General features: G+C 55.1%; 20 protein-coding genes. 3 read left to right on the top strand and 17 right to left on the bottom strand.

Annotation, left to right across the window (positions count from 1 at the left end; genetic code table 11):
* Positions 1 to 75 precede the first annotated feature (75 nt).
* Genes FHS18_RS15225 through FHS18_RS15185 form a run of 9 tightly spaced genes read right to left on the bottom strand, consistent with a single transcriptional unit; the run spans position 76 to position 9,025 of the window.
* Positions 76 to 225 (bottom strand): hypothetical protein, encoded by a 150-nt coding sequence (locus tag FHS18_RS15225; protein ID WP_183600929.1) that lies wholly within the window; start codon positions 223 to 225, stop codon positions 76 to 78.
* 51 nt (positions 226 to 276) lie between these two features.
* Complete coding sequence (locus FHS18_RS15220; RefSeq protein ID WP_246427670.1) at positions 277 to 1,230, bottom strand: phosphotriesterase family protein; 954 nt, start codon at positions 1,228 to 1,230, stop codon at positions 277 to 279.
* A gap of 20 nt (positions 1,231 to 1,250) precedes the next feature.
* Positions 1,251 to 3,044, bottom strand: a complete 1,794-nt coding sequence (locus FHS18_RS15215) for an L-fucose isomerase (RefSeq protein WP_183600928.1) — start codon at positions 3,042 to 3,044, stop codon at positions 1,251 to 1,253.
* A 21-nt stretch (positions 3,045 to 3,065) separates the two neighbouring features.
* On the bottom strand, positions 3,066 to 3,917 hold the full coding sequence (locus FHS18_RS15210; RefSeq protein ID WP_183600927.1) for a sugar phosphate isomerase/epimerase family protein: 852 nt from the start codon (positions 3,915 to 3,917) through the stop codon (positions 3,066 to 3,068).
* A complete protein-coding gene (locus tag FHS18_RS15205; protein ID WP_221401335.1) occupies positions 3,914 to 4,858 on the bottom strand; it encodes a phosphoglycerate dehydrogenase in 945 nt (314 codons plus the stop codon). The genes FHS18_RS15210 and FHS18_RS15205 overlap by 4 nt, the downstream gene beginning before the upstream one ends.
* A 24-nt stretch (positions 4,859 to 4,882) precedes the next feature.
* Positions 4,883 to 5,461 (bottom strand): glucose-6-phosphate isomerase, encoded by a 579-nt coding sequence (locus tag FHS18_RS15200; RefSeq protein ID WP_183600926.1) that lies wholly within the window; start codon positions 5,459 to 5,461, stop codon positions 4,883 to 4,885.
* 14 nt (positions 5,462 to 5,475) lie between these two features.
* Entirely contained in the window at positions 5,476 to 6,432 is a 957-nt protein-coding gene (locus tag FHS18_RS15195; protein WP_246427669.1) for a shikimate dehydrogenase family protein, read from the bottom strand.
* Between the two features lie 19 nt (positions 6,433 to 6,451).
* Entirely contained in the window at positions 6,452 to 7,960 is a 1,509-nt protein-coding gene (locus FHS18_RS15190; protein WP_183600925.1) for a xylulokinase, read from the bottom strand.
* Positions 7,961 to 7,978: 18 nt separating this feature from the next.
* The gene (locus FHS18_RS15185) at positions 7,979 to 9,025 is read right to left on the bottom strand and encodes an alcohol dehydrogenase catalytic domain-containing protein (protein ID WP_221401334.1); all 1,047 of its coding nucleotides are present in this window, start codon (positions 9,023 to 9,025) and stop codon (positions 7,979 to 7,981) included.
* Positions 9,026 to 9,216: 191 nt separating this feature from the next.
* Between FHS18_RS15185 and FHS18_RS15180 the strand changes: the two genes are divergently transcribed.
* On the top strand, positions 9,217 to 10,014 hold the full coding sequence (locus FHS18_RS15180) for a DeoR/GlpR family DNA-binding transcription regulator (RefSeq protein WP_183600924.1): 798 nt from the start codon (positions 9,217 to 9,219) through the stop codon (positions 10,012 to 10,014).
* Between the two features lie 131 nt (positions 10,015 to 10,145).
* On the opposite strand, the gene FHS18_RS15175 is transcribed toward FHS18_RS15180, so the two are convergent.
* Positions 10,146 to 11,168 carry a Gfo/Idh/MocA family oxidoreductase gene (locus tag FHS18_RS15175; RefSeq protein ID WP_183600923.1) on the bottom strand — a complete coding sequence of 341 codons (1,023 nt, stop codon included), beginning with the start codon at positions 11,166 to 11,168 and terminating at the stop codon, positions 10,146 to 10,148.
* Between the two features lie 938 nt (positions 11,169 to 12,106).
* Between FHS18_RS15175 and FHS18_RS15170 the strand changes: the two genes are divergently transcribed.
* Together FHS18_RS15170 and FHS18_RS15165 are read left to right on the top strand one after the other, a co-directional pair.
* Positions 12,107 to 13,495, top strand: a complete 1,389-nt coding sequence (locus FHS18_RS15170; RefSeq protein WP_343060553.1) for an RtcB family protein — start codon at positions 12,107 to 12,109, stop codon at positions 13,493 to 13,495.
* Between the two features lie 136 nt (positions 13,496 to 13,631).
* Entirely contained in the window at positions 13,632 to 14,888 is a 1,257-nt protein-coding gene (locus FHS18_RS15165; protein WP_183600922.1) for a polysaccharide deacetylase family protein, read from the top strand.
* 76 nt (positions 14,889 to 14,964) lie between these two features.
* Here FHS18_RS15165 and FHS18_RS15160 read toward each other — a convergent pair whose 3' ends face one another.
* The 7 genes from FHS18_RS15160 to FHS18_RS15130 all read right to left on the bottom strand — a co-directional run bounded on the left by FHS18_RS15160 (position 14,965) and on the right by FHS18_RS15130 (position 19,647).
* The gene (locus tag FHS18_RS15160) at positions 14,965 to 16,041 is read right to left on the bottom strand and encodes a hypothetical protein (protein WP_183600921.1); all 1,077 of its coding nucleotides are present in this window, start codon (positions 16,039 to 16,041) and stop codon (positions 14,965 to 14,967) included.
* Positions 16,042 to 16,181: 140 nt separating this feature from the next.
* Positions 16,182 to 16,856 carry a suppressor of fused domain protein gene (locus tag FHS18_RS15155; RefSeq protein WP_246427667.1) on the bottom strand — a complete coding sequence of 225 codons (675 nt, stop codon included), beginning with the start codon at positions 16,854 to 16,856 and terminating at the stop codon, positions 16,182 to 16,184.
* A gap of 169 nt (positions 16,857 to 17,025) precedes the next feature.
* On the bottom strand, positions 17,026 to 17,205 hold the full coding sequence (locus tag FHS18_RS15150; RefSeq protein ID WP_183600920.1) for a hypothetical protein: 180 nt from the start codon (positions 17,203 to 17,205) through the stop codon (positions 17,026 to 17,028).
* A 155-nt stretch (positions 17,206 to 17,360) separates the two neighbouring features.
* Complete coding sequence (locus tag FHS18_RS15145; RefSeq protein WP_221401333.1) at positions 17,361 to 18,125, bottom strand: hypothetical protein; 765 nt, start codon at positions 18,123 to 18,125, stop codon at positions 17,361 to 17,363.
* 11 nt (positions 18,126 to 18,136) lie between these two features.
* A complete protein-coding gene (locus tag FHS18_RS15140; RefSeq protein ID WP_183600918.1) occupies positions 18,137 to 19,060 on the bottom strand; it encodes an ABC transporter ATP-binding protein in 924 nt (307 codons plus the stop codon).
* Positions 19,057 to 19,263, bottom strand: a complete 207-nt coding sequence (locus tag FHS18_RS15135) for a PLD nuclease N-terminal domain-containing protein (protein ID WP_409348550.1) — start codon at positions 19,261 to 19,263, stop codon at positions 19,057 to 19,059. Before FHS18_RS15135 ends, FHS18_RS15140 begins: the two co-directional genes overlap by 4 nt.
* Positions 19,264 to 19,449: 186 nt before the next feature.
* Positions 19,450 to 19,647, bottom strand: coding sequence for a hypothetical protein (locus tag FHS18_RS15130; protein WP_183600917.1), 198 nt, complete (start codon positions 19,645 to 19,647; stop codon positions 19,450 to 19,452).
* Positions 19,648 to 19,770 lie beyond the last annotated feature (123 nt).

The following is a 19,770-nucleotide window of genomic DNA, read 5'->3' as shown; positions in this document are numbered from 1 at the left end:
CATGCCCCTCCGTTCCTTCTGCAAGCTGATGACGGCCAAGAGATGCACATCGCAGTTACGTGTCGTAAGCATCGGCTAATATGGTATGCCTACTTCCATTCTCCCCAGTTGCCGGTCATCCGTCAACGAGTATGTTGCGCCGGCGGAACGCTCTTCCACGACTTCGCCGCTCAATGACGCATACTCAATCTCATGATTGTGAACGCAAACCAATGCGCTGATCATGACGCAAAAGCCGCCCCTCGGCTTCAATGCCAAGTGGACGGCTATTCCCTCTTATTTGCCCAGCACGAATGCTTGTGCTGGATTGTCGATCATCATCTTGCGAATCTGCTTCTCCGTCGCGCCGAACTCGCGCAGCATCGGCAGGAAGACCATCGCCATATGCGTCAGGCCGATCGCGCCGCCGTAGGATCTCAGCCGAGCCCGTGTCGTGTCGAGTCCGAGCAGCAGCCGGTCTTCATGCCCGCTCTCCAGCATGCCGCTGATCCACTTGGCTTCCGCCTCATCGCTGTGGTATTTGTAACGGCCGATCGTATCATATTCCAGATAAATGCCGCGATCCGCCAGCTTACGGTGCACCTCGGGACGGTCGAGTTTCCTGTCGAGATGACAAATAACGATCTTCTCCGGCGCGATGCCGTGGCTCTCGTAATAATCGCACAGCCATTCCGCTTGCTCGGCCGACTCGATATGGCAGAGCAGCGTGGCGCCTGTCGCCTTCGCGGCGTCGGCCGCCGCTTCGAACCACCTTTTGTCGGGATCGCGCATCCGCTCCGCATCAACCGCCGTCTTGATGATCCCCGCTTTGCCTGTGATGCGCTGGCCGGGATCCGACGCGTCGGTACCAACGAACATGCCCGTCGTCAATTCGCTGGTGAACACGTCGCGAAGCTCCTCCGTCGTATACCGGTGAATCCAGTGCCCCTCATCGTATAACAACAGCTTGTGGAAGCCGGTCGAGGCGACGATATGAATCCCCGTCTCTTCCGAAGCGCGGATCAGCTCCGACTCCATTCGTCCGCTGCCGAGCGGCTGCGCATCTATGATCGCTTCTCCGCCCGCTTCGCGGAAGGCGAGCAATTCTTGCACCGTAAGCGCATAATCGTCGATGCGCAGATCCGGATTCACGGTTGCCGGATGACCTTGCGCAAGGAACAGATGTTCATGACTGTGGCAGAATCCTAGCTTCTCTTGGGGCAGCAGGCCCCTTACCGTCTGAATGTTCAAAGCCGCACTCCCCCTTATGTTTATGAATACAACGGACCATAGGCGGCGCAGGCCCGGAAGTCGGCGCCTTCGAGATCCTTCGTGCCGAATGCGCTCCACGCGCTCGGGCGGAAGATCCGCCTTGCGCTTACGTTATGCATATGGACCGGAATGCGCAGCATGCTGGCCAGCGTGATTAGATCCGCCCCGATATGGCCGCAACTGACGGCGCAGTGGTTCGATCCCCAATGCTCCATTACCGAGTAGACGTCGTCGAAGACCGGATCTCCGGGAACGAGGCTTGGCGCGAACCAGGTCGTTGGCCATGCCGGCGTCGTGCGGGCGTCCAGTTTGTCATGCACCTTATCCGGCAATTCGATCGTATAGCCTTCCGCCAGTTGCAGCACCGGACCGATCCCCTCGACCAGATTCAGCCGCACCATCGTCGCCGGCATCCCGCCTTTGGTGACGAAGTCCGTCGAGTGTCCGCCGCCCGCGAACTGGTCCATATACGTCGGACGCCAGGAAGTCGCCGCCAAACAGCGGTCGATCTCCTCCTCCGTAATCTCCCAATGCGGCTTCATCGCGGGCAAACCGTCTTGCCCTGCCTGTTCCCCGGTGCCATCGAGCGCTGCGGGACCCGAATTGATCAGATGCAGGATGCCCGCGGCGGCGTGGCCCTCGAGCCGATAGCCGGTGACCCGCTGAACGGATTCGGGGCTCCAGTAGGTTCGAACGTCAGCGAAGATCTGCGCCGTGTTCGTCAAATAGTGGCCCAGCAGCATCGTTACCGCGTTCAGATTATCATTCTCCGTTGCCACGATGTACGGCTCCCGCGAGCCGTTCCAATCGAAGGAGCTATTCAGCACCGCCTCGAGGAAATCCGCGCTCGGCCGATGATCCGTCCACTCCCGCTGCCCTTGGAACCCGGCGGCGATCGCGTTGTTGCCGTAAGCTTCCTCCTCGTATCCCATGGCGGCGAGCTTCGGATTGCCGATCATCAGATCGCGGACGATGAGCGTCATCTTCACAACGGTCTCCCAATCCTGCGACTTCTGATCGTCCGGAATCCGCATATCGATCGGATTCGGGTCAGGTCCGACGACGCATTTCTCGCGAACCCAAGCCAACGCCTGCTCGAATTCCGCGGCGTCGTATATCCCGTTATCGATACGCCGCGATACCTCGGTCATATCGACGTACGCGTTCTTCATCCCCAGATACTTCTGGAAGAAGCGATCGTCAACGATACAGCCCGCGATCCCCATCGATACCGAGCCGATCGACAGATACGACTTCCCGCGCAGCAGCGCCACGGCAAGTCCGGCGCGGCCGAACGCGAGCAGCTTCGCCTGTACGTCTTCCGGGATGGATGTGTCATCGATGTCTTGCACGTCCCGCCCATAAATTTTGAACGCCGGCAGCCCTTTCTGATTATGGGCGGCATGAAGCGCCCCCATATAGACCGCGCCCGGGCGCTCGGTGCCGTTGAAGCCCCAGATCGCATGCGGCAAGACCGGATTCGTCTCCATCGTCTCGAGCGGGTAACACCAGCCGAGCGCGACGGTTATGATGACGCCGACCCCTTCCTTCGCAAAACGATCGGCGCATTCGGCAGCCTCCCGGAAGCCGGAAATACAAGTCTCGTTCACGATGCATGCCACCGGAGATCCGTCCGGATAGCGCAGATGCTCCGTCAGCAGCTGAGCGGTATGAAGCGCGAGCTGCATCGTATTTTCGTTCAACGCCGCCTTGACGAGCTTGCGCCGGTCAATGATGGGCCGGATGCCGATCTTGGGAAATCCCGCCGCATACCGATGTGTCTGATCCGCCATTCTACTGTCCTCCCGGTATCTTCACGATTGTAAGCCGTATTTGCGCATGAGTCCACGTATATAAGCGACGCCTTCGCGCACGAGCGTATCGCCGTCCGGAGCAAGCTGGCGCCATACCCACGTCTTCATGTTATCCGTCGTATCGACGAAAGACTCGAGTGCCGCGTACCCCCGATAATCCAGCTCGCCGAGCGCTTTGAAGATCGAATTCCAGTCGACAAGGCCCGTTCCCGGTATCCCGCGGTCATTCTCGCACAGATGGTAATGGATGAGGTCGCCTCCCGCCGCCTTGGTCGCCCCGTAGAAACTTTTCTCTTCGATGTTCATATGGTACGTATCCAGATGGAGGCGGATATTCGGCTCGCCGATCATCCGTTTGAGCGCCAGCGCCTGCTCGCATGTATTGATCAGATTCGATTCATAACGGTTCACCGGCTCAAGTCCGATGAGCACGCCGTATTCCTGTCCGATCTTCGCCGCTTCCCGAAGCCCTTCGGCCGCCAATTCCCACTCGCGGGCCGTAGGCCGGTCGTTCGTCTCCTTCACATGTTCCGCATAAACAACCCCTGAGAAGCTCGTAAGCCCCATCGCCGCCGTCGCCCGCACGCAATCCTTCAAGTATGCGATCCCGTTCGCGCGAACGTCCGCATCCGGACTCGTAATATCGGTTCCCCGGAGCAGCACCGTGGAGGTGACCGCATCCAATCCCGCATCCGCGAGCCTTTTCTTGACCGCGGCGGGATCGAAACGGTCCAAGGTCATCAGCGGAATTTCGATAAAATCAAGTTCCAGTCCCGCCGTCCGGTCGATCAAACCTATCGTCGCATCGCTCCATTCCGAGCACCAGGCGTACGCATGTATGCCAAGTTTCATCGTGATCCTCCTTCGCACAAATAGTGGATGACGCGCTCCGACGCCATCAGTCCCATATTGTCGATCGCCTGTACCGTGGAAGCGGCGCAATGCGAGCCGATCACGATATTATCCAGCGACAACAGGCCCTTGTTCTCGGGCGGCTCCTGCTCGAAGACGTCCACGCCCGCTCCCCATATCCGGCCTTGCCGCATGGCGTCAAGCAATGCCCGTTCGTCGATCAAGCCGCCTCGAGCGGTATTGACGAGCACGGCCGTCTCCTTCATCAGCGCGAATTCCCGTTCGCCGATCATATGGCGCGTCGAAGGCAGCAACGGAACGTGCAGCGTGATGAAATCCGCCTCGCGCAGCAGTTCATCCAAGCTGGCGGTATACTTCACCCCGTGCTCAGCGGCAAAATCCGTGTCTTGTTGCGCGTCGTAAGCGATGACGTTCATCTTGAATCCCGCCGCCCGGCGGACGACGGCCTTCCCGATATTGCCAAGGCCCACTAAGCCGAGCGTTCTGCCGTACACGTCCACCGTCGTGATTTTCTTCCAATCGCTCTGGCGGCAGGCGCGGTCGATCGGCACCATTTTGCGGGCGGCGGCCAAAAGCAGCGCGAACGTATAATCCGCGACCGCCTCCGTATTCGCTCCGGCCGTCGTCGTGACGGCAATCCCGCGGCTTGCCGCATATTCCATATCGATGTTGTCCGTCCCAACCCCGTACTTGGCGATCAGCTTGAGATTTCCCGCCTCCGCGAGCACGTCGCGATCCAGCGGATCCACGCCCACGATGACGGCATCCGCGTCCCGGATCAGCGCCCGCATCTCCTCCCGCTCCAGAATGCGGCCATGCGGGTTGAACACGACCGTCAGCCCGCTTGCGCGCAGCAGCTCGATCGGCGCGGCGCTATGCTTGCCGAAGGAACGCGGCGTGACCAGCACTTTCATAGCCATGAACCGTCACCTCCTGCTCCACTCTTAGGTCCAATGCGGATTGTCGATGATCGCAGGCGCGCCATCGCGTTCGACGACGATTTTGCGAAAGCCCTTCGTCTCGATCGAGCCGTAGTCGTGACCCGCATCCGAACGGAAGACGTAGAAGGTGATGAGCGGTTCGGTTCCCGTATTGATGCTGCGGTGGGCATACCCGCCCGGCACGTAGACCGCCTTCCCGGGCGTGAACGGCTCCCCGATCCAATCGCCTGCTTCGTTCTCCATGAGCATGAAACCTCTTCCACCAATGCAATAATAGACCTCCGCCGTATCGCGGATCGTATGGTAATGGCCTTTGGTCATGTAATATTCGTCGCCGACCTTGCCCGGGTACACGATGCTCGTGCCGAATGCGAGGCTGCCTTCGGATTCCTTCACGCCCAGATCGTAGAATTCATAGAGCAGCGGATCGCCCCCTTCCAGCATTGCCGCTTGCGCCTTGCCATCCGCATACATCCCTTTCATGTTGGATAGATGCCGCTTGAGCGACGGCGCCGTATCCGACAATCCGTTATTGAGGCTAAAATAAACCGAGAATGGGTTGGTCCCCAATGCGTGCGTCATACGTTTGCTTCCCCCTATGATTGAATTTGCCCTTGCTGCAAACGCAGCGCGATATCGGCAAGCCGCCTAAACGCCGGCGGGTCGATGCGGAGATGGAACACGTCTTCGATCACCTGCGTCCAGCCATGCAGAAAATAGACCCAGCCGTCCTCCACATGAAGATGACGGGCTTCCTTCTGACGGTTCGCCTGATGCATGAACCGCAGGTCGCCGCGATAGTTCAGTTCCCAGACGAGGCTGCCCGCCGGAAACTTGGCCGCATCCGTCAGCGGTGAACCCGGCCGATCCTTCCCGAGTCCGGTCGCGTTCACGATCAGCGAGCGCTCCGGCAGTGAAGCCAGCACGGCGCCGTTCTCCTCCGGCGTCGGACAAAGAACGTATTCGAAGACGACCGGCGTATCGATTCGGCTCAGCAGCGCCTGCGCGGAAGCCAGTCGTCCTTCGCTGCGATTGCTGATGACGATTCGCCTAGGCACGTTCCCGCCGTGCGACTTCCGGGTCAGGTAGGAACTGATCGCAAGCGCGCTGCCGCCGGCTCCCATCAGGAACGCATCGCCTCGACCCTCCCAGTATCTCTCCGGAATAAAAGCCTCCATCGCCAGCCCGCTCGAGATCGGATCCTTCGCGCGCCCGACCAGCTTTCCGTCTGCCTTGGAGATCGACGATAGCTCCTCGAACATGACCGCGTAATCGTCCAACTCGTCGAACAGATCCTTCGCGGCATGGTACAGATCGATTTTGTGCGTCGTCACGAGCGCGCCGAGCGAATGGGGATCCTGTTTGATGAACGATACGGCATCGCGGTACACCTGCGGATCCGCGTGAATCGGCAGATCCATGCCGCGAATGCGGACATCGCCCAGCTGCAGCGCTTCCGCCCATAATGGAAACAACCGCATAATCGAGGATTGCCCGGTCGTCACGCCGATGAAATAAAAAGTCGGTTTATCGTTCGGCTCGTAAGCCATCATTGATCATCCCTTTCTTCGTTCACGATTGATTCATACGGCCATATAATTGAGCCATTCCTTCCACGGCTATCCGGTAACGAGCAGCATGTCTCTCGTATTCCGCTCCGCAGGTTGTATCGGGCAGGAATGTACGGTCATAGCTTACGAACGATTCGGCTGCGCCTGCCAGATCATCGAACAAGCCGATGCCATACCCGGCAATTGCGGCATTCGCGGTCAGCGCGCTGTCTCCGTGCGTCAACGTCCGGAGTTCAATGCCTAGCACATCGGCCTTAATGCGGTTGAACAGTTCCCCTTTGGCGCCTCCGCCAACGACCGTCGCTTGCGTAAGATCGACGCGTCCCGCCAGCCGACCCAGAATTTGCACATAGTGCTTGTATTCATAGGCGATCGCTTCCATGATGGCCCGGTACATCGCTCCTTGGCCATGCGCCCAATTAAGCCCCGCCCAACTGCCGCGTAGCTCCGGGGTGTTCGGGCAAGTACGACCGTTAAAATGCGGAATGAACAATAGGTCGTCGCAGCCGGCCGGCACCTCTTCGGCAAGCGCATTCAGCTGGTCGAACGTAATGTCGGCGGAACCGACAAGCCTGCGGTACCAGGCGAGGCATTCCCCTCCTCCGTTCACATAAGCGAGCGGAGCCCACAAGTCCGGCAGCACCGAACGGGCGTAGATCAATGTTTTCGACTCCGTATCCGGCGTGTAGCCGTTCACCGCGCAAGAGAGCACGGAAGCCGTACCGGCGATATCGAGCAGACGGCCGGGCCGCACCATTCCCGCGCCGAAGGCAGCCGCTGCCGTGTCGCCGCAACCGGCTACGATCGGCACCCCTTCCGGCAGCCCGCTTAAATCCGCATAGGGGCGCTTCAACCGACCGATCACTTCCCAGGGAGGAACGATTCGCGGCAGCTTGCTTTTATCCATGCCGAATGCACGCATCAATTCTTCGGACCAAGCTAACCGTTCCACGTCCGCGAAGCCCGAGAAATGCAGATGCGTATGGTCAATGAAAGCCTCCTTTGCTTTCAAGCCCGCCAGCTTTCCGGCGACGTAAGCGCTCGGCACGACGAATTTGCCGATCCGCTCGAACATCTCCGGTCGCTCGCGTTTCCACCATAGCTTCTTCGGACCGTGCGCATAAGTGACGGGGCAGCCCGTGATCCGAATAATGGCTTCCTCGCCCCAAGCCTTCATGCCAGGCATCTCGCTCTCGCAGCGGGCATCGAGCCACGAATCGTAAGACGTGACCGGATTCCAGTCCCGGTCGATCCCGATTACGCCCGCCATCTGGCCCGCTAATCCGATGGCCGCGACTTGCGACCTCGGCACGGTTGACTGGTCCATTGCGCAGCGGATGCCTTCCAGCACGGATTGGAACATCTCGTCCGGACTTTGCTTCACTACGCCTCCGGCCCGGCGAATAAGCGTCGATGGCTGGAACGACGTTGCGATTATTGTCCCTTGCTCGTCTATAACGGCCGCCTTCGTGCCCTGCGTGCCGATATCCGCGCTAATGAAGTATAGCAATGCCTATTCCCGCCCTTCTTACCCGGTTGTCAGCAGCGTCTTGATCCCTTGACCGCCGCTTGCCGCAGCCAGCGCTTGATCGATTTGGTCCAGCCGGAAGCGTCCTGTGATGAGCGGTTCGACCTTTAGCATGCCGCTGGCGATGAACTGCAGCGTTTTGCGAAAATGATGATTGTTCGCTTTCGTCGAGCCCGTCGCGATCAGCTGCTTATAATGGATCAGATTCGTATTGATGGCCACTTGCTCGCTAGCCTTAGGAAGTCCGCCGAAAAAATTGATCCGTCCGTTCATCGCCGTCAGTTGAACGGCCAGCTGCTGCGCTTCCGGTGACGGATTGGCCGTGACGCACACGTCAACGCCGCTTCCGTCCGTCTCCGCATAAATCGCCTCCGTCAATCCCTCAAGCGGGAGCGTCCGCAGCTCCGGGTCGATATCCCTGCACAACCGAAGGCGTTCCGCGGATCGGTTCGTAACGAAGACCTTGCCCGCTCCCGCCCGCTTGGCTAGCTGCGCATACATGATCCCGATCGTGCCGGCCCCGATGATGAGCACATTGTCGCCCAGAGCAATGGGACATTGCAGTATACCGTTGTACACGCACGATAACGGCTCGATCAGCGCCGCTTCCTCGAAGCCCACATGGTCGGGCAGGCGCACGATGTTACCCGAACGGACCGCCTTCTCCGGGATCTTCACGTATTCGGCGAATCCGCCGTCCAGCTGCACGCCGAGCGCCTCATAGTTCGGGCATAGATGCACGTCGCCCTTCACGCACTGACCGCATATGCCGCAGCCCATATTAGGCGCGATCGCGACGCGGTCTCCTGACCGGTAGCCTTCGACGCGCTCGCCAACCGCCGCGATGACGCCGCTGATTTCATGGCCGAGCGAACGCGGCGTGTTCGGTCCGATGCCGGGATAGCCATTGTTGATCATCCTCAAGTCGGTTCCGCATATTCCGACTGCCTTCACCTGCACGAGAACCTCATCGGCGGATAGGTCCGGGATCGGCGTGCGCTCTACTCGCACGTCGCCGGCCCCGTACATTTTCACAGCCTCCATCATCGGTTCTTCACCTCGCTTCTTCCCCATGGATTGCAATGTTGTTTTCTATCCTGTCACGATACTATGCCATGGCAAGGTCGTTTCCAATGAACTATTTTTCGATTTAGTTGCCATGTTGTTCTCAAATAACAACAAATGATATAATTCGATTACAACTGCTAGTCGATTGCGAGAAGGAAAGGAAGCTTCTTATGACCGATAGAAATACGGAGATCTTGTTCGCGGAAGAACGGCGGGCTGATATCGTGCGATGGATTAACGAGAAGAAGAAGGTGCTCGTGCCCGAACTCATCGAGCATTACAAGGTGTCGCCGGCCACCATTCGCGGCGATCTGCGGGATCTGGAAGCGTCGGGCTTGATTAAGCGGACGCATGGCGGGGCCATCCCGGGCGATGCCGCGAAGGCCGGATTCGAGCCTGACGCCGCCGCGAAGAACGTGTCGCATCTGGCCCAGAAACGCGCGATTGCGGCAGCCGCCGCCGAACTCGTGGAAAACGGCGATATTATTATTCTGGATACCGGCACGACGACGCTCGAGCTTGCGAAGCTGCTGAAGGACCGGAACAATGTGACCGCCATTGTGAACGACTTGGAGGTCGCCTTATGTCTGGAGCAATTCGACGGGGTCCAAGTGATCGTGATCGGCGGGACGCTGCGCAAGAAGTTCCATTGCACGGTAGGTCCGTTCGCCACGAATTTGCTGGCTGAGCTGAACGTGGATAAGGTATTCCTCGGCACGAACGCATTCAGCGCGCAGAAGGGCTGCACGACGCCGGACATCAATCAAGCGGAGATAAAGAAGATGATGCTCCGCATTGCGACGCAAGTGTACATCCTGTGCGACAGCAGCAAAATCGGCCATAACTCGTTCGTTCCGTTCGCCGGCCCGCAAGATATCGATACGATCATAACGGACAGCCACATCAGCCAGCGCCTGCTCGAAGAGCTGACGGACTCTGGGCTCGATGTTCGTCTGGCCGGGGTTTAACGTGAGGTTGTAAAGCCGACACACGCCTGCGATTCGCGAGCATTCAAGACGCGATATGTCGGGAGTTCGGCGAACACGAACAAGCTTAGCAAACGGATTGACGATCCGTTCGCTAAGCTTGTTGCGGTTACTTACGCTTTCAGTTTGACGACCTCGCCACTTGTCAAAGATCGGTTGCCGGCCTCAACTACTTTCACCGCCATCTTCCCGTCATGTCCGCTTACGCTAGGCGGCCGATCCTCCAGAATGCACGCGATAAAATCCGTATCCTCGGCGAGGTACGCCTCCTTGAACAAGGATCGCCAGCTGTTCATGAACGGCCTTGTCAGCGTCTTGCTCCTATTGGCCGTAACGATCGTCCGCTCATGCGTCTGCCCTAGGAAAATGACCCCTTCCGTCCCCAGAATTTCGACCCGGCTGTCATATCCGTACTGGACCCCCATCGCCCCGTCAATGCTGCCCGTCTTCCCGTCCTGGAATTTGACCGTCATGGTGACGTTGTCGTAGAAGTCGGGATACGTCTCCCGGATATCCGGGCAGCGATAATTACCGCCAGCGGCGTACAATTCCGTTATCTCCGAGCCAGCGAACCAGCGGAGCGCATCGATGTCATGGCTGCTCACTTCGGCAAGCGGCCCGTTGCTCTTCTTCAGATCATACATCCACGGCTGCGGCGTACTCGGCCCTCTCGTAAGCGACTTGACCAGTACGACATCCCCGATTGCCCCATCTTCAATGACGCGTTTCGCTTCCCGGAAGCTCTCGTCGAATCGCCGCATGAAAGCCAGCTGCAGCTTCACTTCCGCCTGCGCGCAAGCTGCGATCATATCGTCGCATTCCCGTTCGTCCATGGCCATCGGCTTCTCGCACAGGACGTGTTTCCCCGCCCTTGCCGCCGCCACGACGATCTCCCGATGATAGACCGTCGGCGTCACGACGACGACCGCATGGATGCGATCATCCGCTAATGCCTCTCGATAGTCCGTGTATACCCGTTCAATCCCCAGCTCTCTGGCCGCTTCCTCTGCGGCTGCACGATTCGGATCCACGATCGCCACTAGCTGCGCATACGGAACGCTCTTCCTGTAATTCACGGCATGAATGCGTCCGGCTCTACCCGCTCCGATAATACAAACTCCGACTTCGCTCCCCATCTTAGCGCCCTCCCATTATTCATTATCGTATGTTATTGTATTCTGTTATTTATTATCATGTCAACAACAAATGATAGTTCAATCGATCATACGAGAGTGTTAATCTCCTTCTCCCTGGGTATTGAATGACGCTTGTCTTTTTCCGTTACTTGTTTGTTCATGTTTTCCCCCTTGTAATAGAGGTTTTGCGCGGAGCGCGTGGGGTTCGCCCTCCCCGGACGGACGAAATTGGATTTTGGTACGTATAAAGATCACTAAGTTGCCCGCTTCAACTAGATAAGAAAATAGCTAACTAAGCGGAGATAACGAAACGATATGCGCGAATCAAAACTGGAGAGCGGCAGTCGGCCGAAAAGAAGGTACGTAACGCGGGCCGACGTGGCAGCATGCGTCGAAAGTGCGCCGCAGTCATGCGACTGGGATGAGAACACGTGTGTTAACAAGTATATTGATTAAAAGTATTTGTAGTTTGCTCTAAGCTCTTATCGATTTAAGTCTTTACTCACTCTCTCTCTCTCGCCACTTAGATGCATTAAAGCATCTATGCAACAACGCTGTAATGCAAAAACGTCTAATCGTACCTGTGCACCTTCCTTTTGTATCTGCGACGGCAGCGATCATAATAGCGAGTCCGATGCAAGTTCGGAGCCGATCCCATATACATTCGAAATCCTCACGGTCCTACACGCGTACCAATCCACTTCAGGACAAAACAGCTCCGCGATGCTATAGTGGAAGTATTGAACATAAAAGGAGTGATGTGTCATGTCATGCATCTCTATATATAGCCCTACTGCTGTTAAGTCTCTAACGCTTATCAAATCGATAAAGGATGGACGTATCTGAACAATAACAACCCTGTACCCGTTCGCTTTTTCGCCAACGAAGCAATCAAGTTCGAGAAAAATGCGATCGAGGAATTAAATCGATTGCTTACCGTGAACGAATCCTTACAGCAACTGCAATCGCATGTGCCCGATTATTTTGCGAACAAGCATGCCGCCATTCAAGAAGTGGCGATCACGCCCGACTTTCACAAAGGCAGCGGGATTCCGATCGGCACGACTATGTTTACGCAAGGATTCGTCATCCCTCAAGCAGTCGGGAACGACATCAACTGCGGCATGCGTCTTTACACGACTTCCCTGAACGAAGACGATATTCGCCGTAACCTGAAGAAGCTGGAATCCGATGTCCGCCACATTTTCTTCGAGGGCGGACGCGACATTCCGATGACGAGACTCCAGCGGGAGGCCATTCTTAAAGAAGGGCTGATCGGCATTCTGGATAGCCAGTCTTCGCTTGGCGGCAAGGGATTGTGGAGTTTCTACGATTCGAAGCAGCAAGCTGAGGACATTGCGAAGGTCAATCGAATGGGCTCCTTTTTAACCGATGAGGTCATTGGACTCGATCGTTACCTCGGCAACGAACAGATTTCGTACGACAGCCAAATCGGCTCGATCGGCGGAGGCAATCATTTCGTGGAAATTCAGAAGGTCGTGAGGGTACGGGACCATCAGATCGCGGGCCAATGGGGGCTGAAGCAAGGTCAGATCGTCGTGATGATCCATACGGGCTCTGTCTCGATCGGGCATCACGCGGGCCTGAACATTCGGGAAATGCTGAAAGAAATCTACCCTGCGTCGCTCAAACATCCGGAAAACGGCATCTATGTACTGCCGCAAGCCGAACAATTTCAAGCGGAATGGAATCGTTATTGGTCCCTCCTCCATAATGCGGCTAACTTCGCGTTCGCTAATCGGCTGTTCTTAGGGTTAATGCTGCAAAAGGCCCTGAATGGAGTAGCCGCGGATTTTGAATATAAACTTCTGTACGACGCCCCCCACAATTTCGTATGGCAGGAGTCCATCGATGGCGTTGACGGTTTCATCCATCGCAAAGGGTCCTGCACGGCCAAATCCGCCGAACAGATGCAGCATACGCCTTTCCAATACACGGGAGAGCCTGTCTTTATTCCGGGTTCGATGGGAGCGAAGAGCTTTATCCTGGCAGGCCTCGGGAACAGGGAAAGCCTATATAGCGCAAGCCACGGTGCGGGCAGGAAGCTCTCTCGCGGCGATACGCTCAAGGTCGATGAAGCGAAGTTCAAGAAATTCGTATCCCGGTTCAACATCGTAACGCCGATCGATCCCTGTCGACACGATATCAAATCCCGGCAAGACATTCTGAAGAAGTGGGAAGACGAACTGAAGAAAGATGCTCCATACGCGTATAAAGACATCAATCCCATCATTGAAACGCACGAGACCCACGGCATGGCTCGTGTCATTGCGGAAGTAGAACCTATCCTGACCATTAAAGGTTAACCAATCGCTATGCCTCCTCTTTTGGAGGCATTTTTTTGTTTTCGTTTTCAAATTTTTCATGCCAAATCTTGCAACTTTATGCTGTCATGCGTCGTCTAACATTGGAACTCATTTACATAAAGGATTGGTTATACAAATGATACCCGTGCGCTTGCGAGACCAGAACAATCTCCCGCTCCATACACAAATACATCCGAAACCAACGCTAACTATAAAGTCCAAAATCAGTCTAATTCTCGCTATTCTGCTGCTCGTGTTGTTCCCATACGGCCATGAAGCGATCGCGATTCAGACCTACTTTAACGGGTGGGAAGCTGAGCTGCACCACCGGCCTTTCGAGCGATCCGGAAGCCTCTACCTCTCGCTTGACGATGCGGTTTCCCGCTTCGGGCTAGAGCTGGAGACGTTGCCGGGAGGCGTAACGCTTCACGCCAACGAGGCATTGCCGGCGGAATCGAAGGCGTTAAATTTCAAGCAGGCGGAACTCATCCAGCGCAAAAACACGCTCTATTTTCCCGTCGATAAGCTGATCGGCTTCGGTAATTATTCGGTGAACTGGAATCCGCTCACGCACCGGCTGAGTATCGCCAATAACGGTGAGCGCTATAGGACGGAGAAGGACGCGCTGCCGATTCTGATGTACCATCATTTTCAGACGAATCAGAACGCTTCTACCATCGTCCATCCGAACATGCTGGAGAAGCAGCTCGCCGCGCTGTCGGAGAACGGGTATATGACGTTGTCTGCCGCGGAAGCGCAAGCGTATCTGGAGGGGAAGCGGCTCTTCCCGCTGAAGCCCGTCTATCTCACATTCGATGACGGCTACGAAAGCAACTATGCGCTGGCCTACCCGCTGCTGCAGAAATATAACGTCAAGGCGACGATTTTCGTCATTGCCTCGATGATGCGCAAGGACGAAGGCGTCCAACAAGGCGATGACGCCGCGCCGAAACTGACTTGGGCCCAGATTGCCGAGATGTCGGCTAGCGGACTCGTCGATATCCAAAGCCACACCTACGACTTGCACCGCAAAGGCCGGGTTCGCGGTTCAAAGGACGAACGCGGTCTCGTAACGGCGCCAGCTTATGTCGGGAAACGGCCCGAGACGAAGGCGCAATTCGAGCGCAAAGTGCTGGACGATTTTATCCGGTCGAAAGAAATGATCGAGCATTATACGCATCGTCCCGTCTTCGTGCTCTGCTACCCATTCGGCGATTACAGCCAAGCGAGCGAATCGATCGCCCGCAAGGCAGGATTTACGATGACGCTGCTCGTCAAGCCCGGCCAGAATGTCCCCGGCGCCCAGCCGAGCACCCTCCGTCTGAAACGGATCAATATGACGAATACCGACGTCGGCGATGTCTTGTTGCAGAAGCTGGAGCAAGTGCGTTGATGGGGTTATTATTGAAAGAGAAAGAGCGACGAGTTCGGAAGTTCTTCCGGATCTCGTCGCTTTGTTGTGCCCGGGTTTACCGCATCAACAAATCCTCAGGAGGTAGCGTCCAAGATCGAGCTAGCTCAAGCAGCATTTCTTTCGCACCTGGAAGTTTCTCCGTCCCCGAACTTATGAACAGCGTTAAAGCGAGCTGCCGATCTTGTTGAAGCAACGCCGCAGCGGCGTCTTCAAAGGTCGCTACAAGACAATATTCGTATTCCATTTCACCGTTGTAGCGGCTCTCTTGCCTGTCATAGTGATCCCGCTCTATCTCGAGATAATAGAGCGTTCGTTCATTTATAGATACGGTTTCCAGCCTCACGATTCCGGCATGGTTGCCGATCAACATTTCGAAATCTGGTTTCCCACGGTATGTGGTCCAAAGATCTCTAATGCCAAGGCTCACATCCAAACCCTTCCAGCGATACTCGGCTAAACCAATTTTCTCTACTACATTCCCTTGTTCTGGCAGTAATAAGGTGTGGAATCTCTCCCAGATATGAATTGTTTTTGGCGATGTCAGATTTTTTATCCGCCGTTCATGTTCGAAGGACAGCTTTTGGTCCCCAAGAATGATATAGGACTGGCCATTCTCAAATTGCGCATTTTGGTCATCTGCGTCCGGTACATAACGAACCGTATAGTTTGCTATGACGACCTCTGCCCTGCCTAACAACGCATCACCAAGCTCCACCTTCAGCGCTTCTTTCGGGAACCGATATCTAACGGTTAGATTTGCTGCATTGTCAGCAACTTGAGGGAGCCGTTCTCTGGATGTCTTATCCGGGTAAAAGTACATTTCCCCTTCGTAACCTTGATAATAATATCCCTTCAATTTCAGCTCGCCCTCCAACTCCATAAGGAAGTATGGCATCGGTGACGTACCGCTTTGTATGGACAGGACCTTCATTCCAGCAATCGTATCGCCAATGCGAACTTCTTCAGGGCTAAAGCGAGGTGGATGGCTTTTCGGTAATCTATTCTCCTCAATAATAGTCGCGTCTCGAACAGTAGCCGATATGTGCTGGCGTTCTACTAAGAAAAAGGCTAGTAAAATCAAGAGTATGCTGCAAGTGATAGATAACCTTCTGGACTTTTCTTTCCGATCCATGATTTAACCCCCGTTATTCGCCGCATCGCGCATTCGAAGGATAATTTACCCAGACGATTTTCGAACTATCCTGCTTTTCATTCAACAATAACAACCGCTCATTAAAGAACGGTTGCCAAGGTGTCAGCTTTGTATGTTATTTACAAATAGGACTTCGTTCGCTTCATATCTGTAATCAAAAATGGATTGTCCTTCTTCATATTTTCGATCAACCTTCCAATCTGATTGCGGTCCTCTCTTAACACTTCTAACTCTCGTTGGGTAATGCCGACTAATTGAACAAAATCCACCTTCCCATGGACGGTATCTATGCCTTCCACTTCCGTGTCATTAACCAGTAATAACGCCGTTATCGCTGACTCAATGTCAGTTCGAATGGACGTTCCTCTGCCAGCCACAAATTGAAGCGGCTCTAAGTCCCGCTCTTGTGTGTAGGTGTAGTACGCAAGATTAGAAAGCATATTAATTGCCCATAGGCACTCCTCGATGGAGTCCTCTTTTAGTTTCATGGTCATTTCATATCCCCATCGACTCCACTCTCCACCGACAGCTTCCTCTTCAACGTACAGTTCAGTCATGCCATACGTCACTAAATGCTTGTATCCATTTGGCGAGTCGTAAATACTATAGCCATCCAGATAATTTTCTCCGCCAAAGACAGCGCGTTGATGTAACTCGGTCCCATAATGAACCGGCGTCTGACCTGGATAGAGTCGTTCGAATACTATATCAATTGCTTCCCACCCCGGTGCCCAATCTTCCACTTCGGATGCCCGGTTCCTATACTCTTCTAGCTTCATTCCATGACCATTCAATCAAATTCCTCCAGTAACATCCCGGCTAGATGCTACTATCAGCATACAAAAAGGTACCCTTCACATAAACACTTTTTTGTAAAGTGTCCCGTGTATGGGTACCTACTTCCCTTTGGATTCAATTGGAGACATCCAACCCTTTCCGCTTTTCAAGAACAATCAACACGCATCAATTCCGAAAGAATGGCGGCGAGTATCCCGCCTTTTCCTGAAACGCCTCTTCCTCTGAAGGACCGTACGCAACTTCGTCGAGCGCCAGATTCGCCTGCTCGGCTTCCAATTGTTCCTGCGTCAGCCCATTCGCTTCCGTCTCGGCCTGTCCTTGCTTGTAGTCCGAACGCCGTTCCATGCCATCTTCCTCCTTATGAATACGCTAGCCTTTGTCTGGTAGTATATCCAGTTGAGCGACGTCTCTACTCTGGCATCAATCCATTGTTGCTCACTTCCCACGTAGTCATGATTGATGATCTCAGCAATAATTCATATTTTCGCATCTCATGTCTGTTATACGTTGGATTTCCTTATCTTCACTTGATAAGCTGCGATCATGAAAAAGAAGATCATGCACATCAAACAAAGGATCGCCGCGCCAAAGGCACCCGCAGGCGCATCGCTTGCCTGCAGCCACCGCACCGAAATTTGCGGCAAGGAACCGGGGCTGTAGGCCGTAAACCGTGGCAGCCATCCCGAAGCCATGGACAGCAGTATGGCCGCTCCAATGCTAACGAAGGCGATGCCTGCCGCAGGATTCAGGAGAGAACTCATGAGCAGCGTGAGCGATCCGGTAAACCAAAGCCACAGCAAATAGAGTAGTCCTGCTTTGACGGCTGCCCCGGTCTCGACGTTTCCGATCATCTGCATCGTATAATACCAGGCCCCCGCATAGCCGAGTACGAAGGATGCGGTGACGAGAGACAGCATGCTTGCCCACTTGGCCGCCGCATAGGATACGTAAGACACCGGCTTTGCAAAAATCATCTGCGAAACGCCGCTTTGACGTTCACCGGAAATCAGGGTCATAATGGACAGCACCAAGATCATGAGCCCGACTGAGTTGTATTGACCAAGCGTCTGCGCCATCACTTCCGATCCCGAAGGTGGCTCGATCGTGATCGTCATGCCTTTTGGCAAATTGCCCGAGGATTCCAAAATTTGCGGCATAAAACGCGTTACCACGGGCTGTATGATCCCCAGCATCAAAAACACGAGCGGCACCCACAGCCATTTAAAGCTGCGCCTCATCTCCATCATTTCTTTGCGAAAGAACAATAAGAACTGCCTCATGCTTGCACCACCTTTAAGAACAAGTCTTCGAGCGTGCTATGGCCCGCTTCCAACGAACGGATCATGATGCGGTGGGATACTGCATCGGCCATGAGCGCACGGGAAGCTTGCTCGACATTCGCCACCTTCATCTTCGCACGTCCTCCGGACACCTCCGAATGGATGACAAAATCTTTGCCGCAGGCAGCGGTCAGCCAGGACCGCGATGCCTCGTCTCCCCCCACCTCCAGCCTGATGACCGGCTCGCTGTAAGTTCGGCGAACATGATCAAGGCTTCCTTGGAGGGCGATATCGCCATTGCGAATCATAATAATTTCATCGCAAATCTCTTCTGCATCATGCAACACGTGCGTGGAAAACAGGACCGTCGTCTCCCGGCGGATGCGTTGGAGCAGAGTCAGCACATCCTTACGCCCCGTAGGGTCAAGCGCTGACACCGGCTCATCAAGAATGAGCAGCTTCGGTCGGTGAATGAGTGCCTGAGCAAGCCCCAAACGCTGTTTCATGCCGCCTGAATAACTGCCGATCCTGCGCTTGCCCGCCTCCCGAAGGCCCACTGCCTCCAGCCACTCGCCGGTCTCGCTCTTGACTTCACGGCTTGTCAACCCAGCAAGCTCTCCGGCATAGAGCAGAAACTCAACCCCGGTCATCCATGGATAGAACACGGGCATTTGCGGCAAAAATCCGATGTAGGGCCGCCGATCCGTAGTCGGGCTTCCGTTCACCAATAGCTCGATCGATCCCCCCGACGGCTGAAGCAATCCAGCCAGCATACTGATCGTCGTCGTTTTGCCTGCACCGTTCGGACCGAGTAGAGCCGCGCAGCTGCCTTCGGTGATATTGAACGATATCCCTTTGACGACTTCGCGCTCCTTAAAGCGCTTGGATAACTCCCTTACCTGCAGCAGCGTCCGGGTCATGAGGCATCCTTCCTTCCGAAGACAAAATAAACGACCGACCCCGGAATGTTGCCGCACAGAATGATGATGACCCACAACCATTTCGGTCCGCGTGTGGCTTCCGCTTTATATAGAGAAAGTAATCCCACCACAGCCAAAATCAGCTGCAGGACGATTAAAGGCATGATCAGATTCCAAGGTATGCTTGAATTCATCGTGTCCATGAATGTTTCCCCCTAAGTTTCCTTATGACCACATCAGTCCGTACGCGACTCATGCAATCAAACATGTGACGAAGAGGTTCATGAAATTGTTCACTGAAGCGTAAAAAAACTTTTAGAGTATGACGTTCCATGTTGTTGTCTGCATAAAAAAAGGAAGCCTGCACCAATGGCGCAGCTTCCTCACAATCAATTATAGACAATAATGCGACGATCCTGCGTTGCGCCGGTTAACGTTTCGATCTGGTCCTCGAACGACCTCGTCTGCATGTTTAACTCGCTGCGCAGCGGCGCAATGACATTCGCCCACATGAACCATGCGGCGATCAGAATAACGCCGAGCAGGATAAGCCGCGCCGTATGATGACGCCACGATACGATATTCACCTGCAACCCCTCCCCTTCATGAATCTGACACCATCATAAGCCAAGTACGCCTGCTGTCAGAAGTGACGGCAGCCATGATGACAGTCACTAAAATGATGACATGTTTGTCATGTTGCCATGAAG

Source organism: Paenibacillus phyllosphaerae (genome assembly GCF_014192105.1).
In the GTDB taxonomy this organism is placed as follows: domain Bacteria; phylum Bacillota; class Bacilli; order Paenibacillales; family Paenibacillaceae; genus Paenibacillus_Z; species Paenibacillus_Z phyllosphaerae.
Note: the sequence above shows the minus strand (reverse complement) of the source record. Positions and strands in the feature narration are given on the sequence as shown.

Bases quoted from the DNA above. Each gene is read 5' to 3' on its own strand.
- FHS18_RS15225 (WP_183600929.1), bottom strand. From the start codon at position 225: ATGATCAGCGCATTGGTTTGCGTTCACAATCATGAGATTGAGTATGCG.
- FHS18_RS15215 (WP_183600928.1), bottom strand. From the start codon at position 3,044: ATGGCGGATCAGACACATCGGTATGCGGCGGGATTTCCCAAGATCGGC.
- FHS18_RS15210 (WP_183600927.1), bottom strand. From the start codon at position 3,917: ATGAAACTTGGCATACATGCGTACGCCTGGTGCTCGGAATGGAGCGAT.
- FHS18_RS15205 (WP_221401335.1), bottom strand. From the start codon at position 4,858: ATGGCTATGAAAGTGCTGGTCACGCCGCGTTCCTTCGGCAAGCATAGC.
- FHS18_RS15200 (WP_183600926.1), bottom strand. From the start codon at position 5,461: ATGACGCACGCATTGGGGACCAACCCATTCTCGGTTTATTTTAGCCTC.
- FHS18_RS15195 (WP_246427669.1), bottom strand. From the start codon at position 6,432: ATGATGGCTTACGAGCCGAACGATAAACCGACTTTTTATTTCATCGGC.
- FHS18_RS15185 (WP_221401334.1), bottom strand. From the start codon at position 9,025: ATGATGGAGGCTGTGAAAATGTACGGGGCCGGCGACGTGCGAGTAGAG.
- FHS18_RS15180 (WP_183600924.1), top strand. From the start codon at position 9,217: ATGACCGATAGAAATACGGAGATCTTGTTCGCGGAAGAACGGCGGGCT.
- FHS18_RS15175 (WP_183600923.1), bottom strand. From the start codon at position 11,168: ATGGGGAGCGAAGTCGGAGTTTGTATTATCGGAGCGGGTAGAGCCGGA.
- FHS18_RS15165 (WP_183600922.1), top strand. From the start codon at position 13,632: ATGATACCCGTGCGCTTGCGAGACCAGAACAATCTCCCGCTCCATACA.
- FHS18_RS15160 (WP_183600921.1), bottom strand. From the start codon at position 16,041: ATGGATCGGAAAGAAAAGTCCAGAAGGTTATCTATCACTTGCAGCATA.
- FHS18_RS15150 (WP_183600920.1), bottom strand. From the start codon at position 17,205: ATGGAACGGCGTTCGGACTACAAGCAAGGACAGGCCGAGACGGAAGCG.
- FHS18_RS15140 (WP_183600918.1), bottom strand. From the start codon at position 19,060: ATGACCCGGACGCTGCTGCAGGTAAGGGAGTTATCCAAGCGCTTTAAG.
- FHS18_RS15135 (WP_409348550.1), bottom strand. From the start codon at position 19,263: ATGGACACGATGAATTCAAGCATACCTTGGAATCTGATCATGCCTTTA.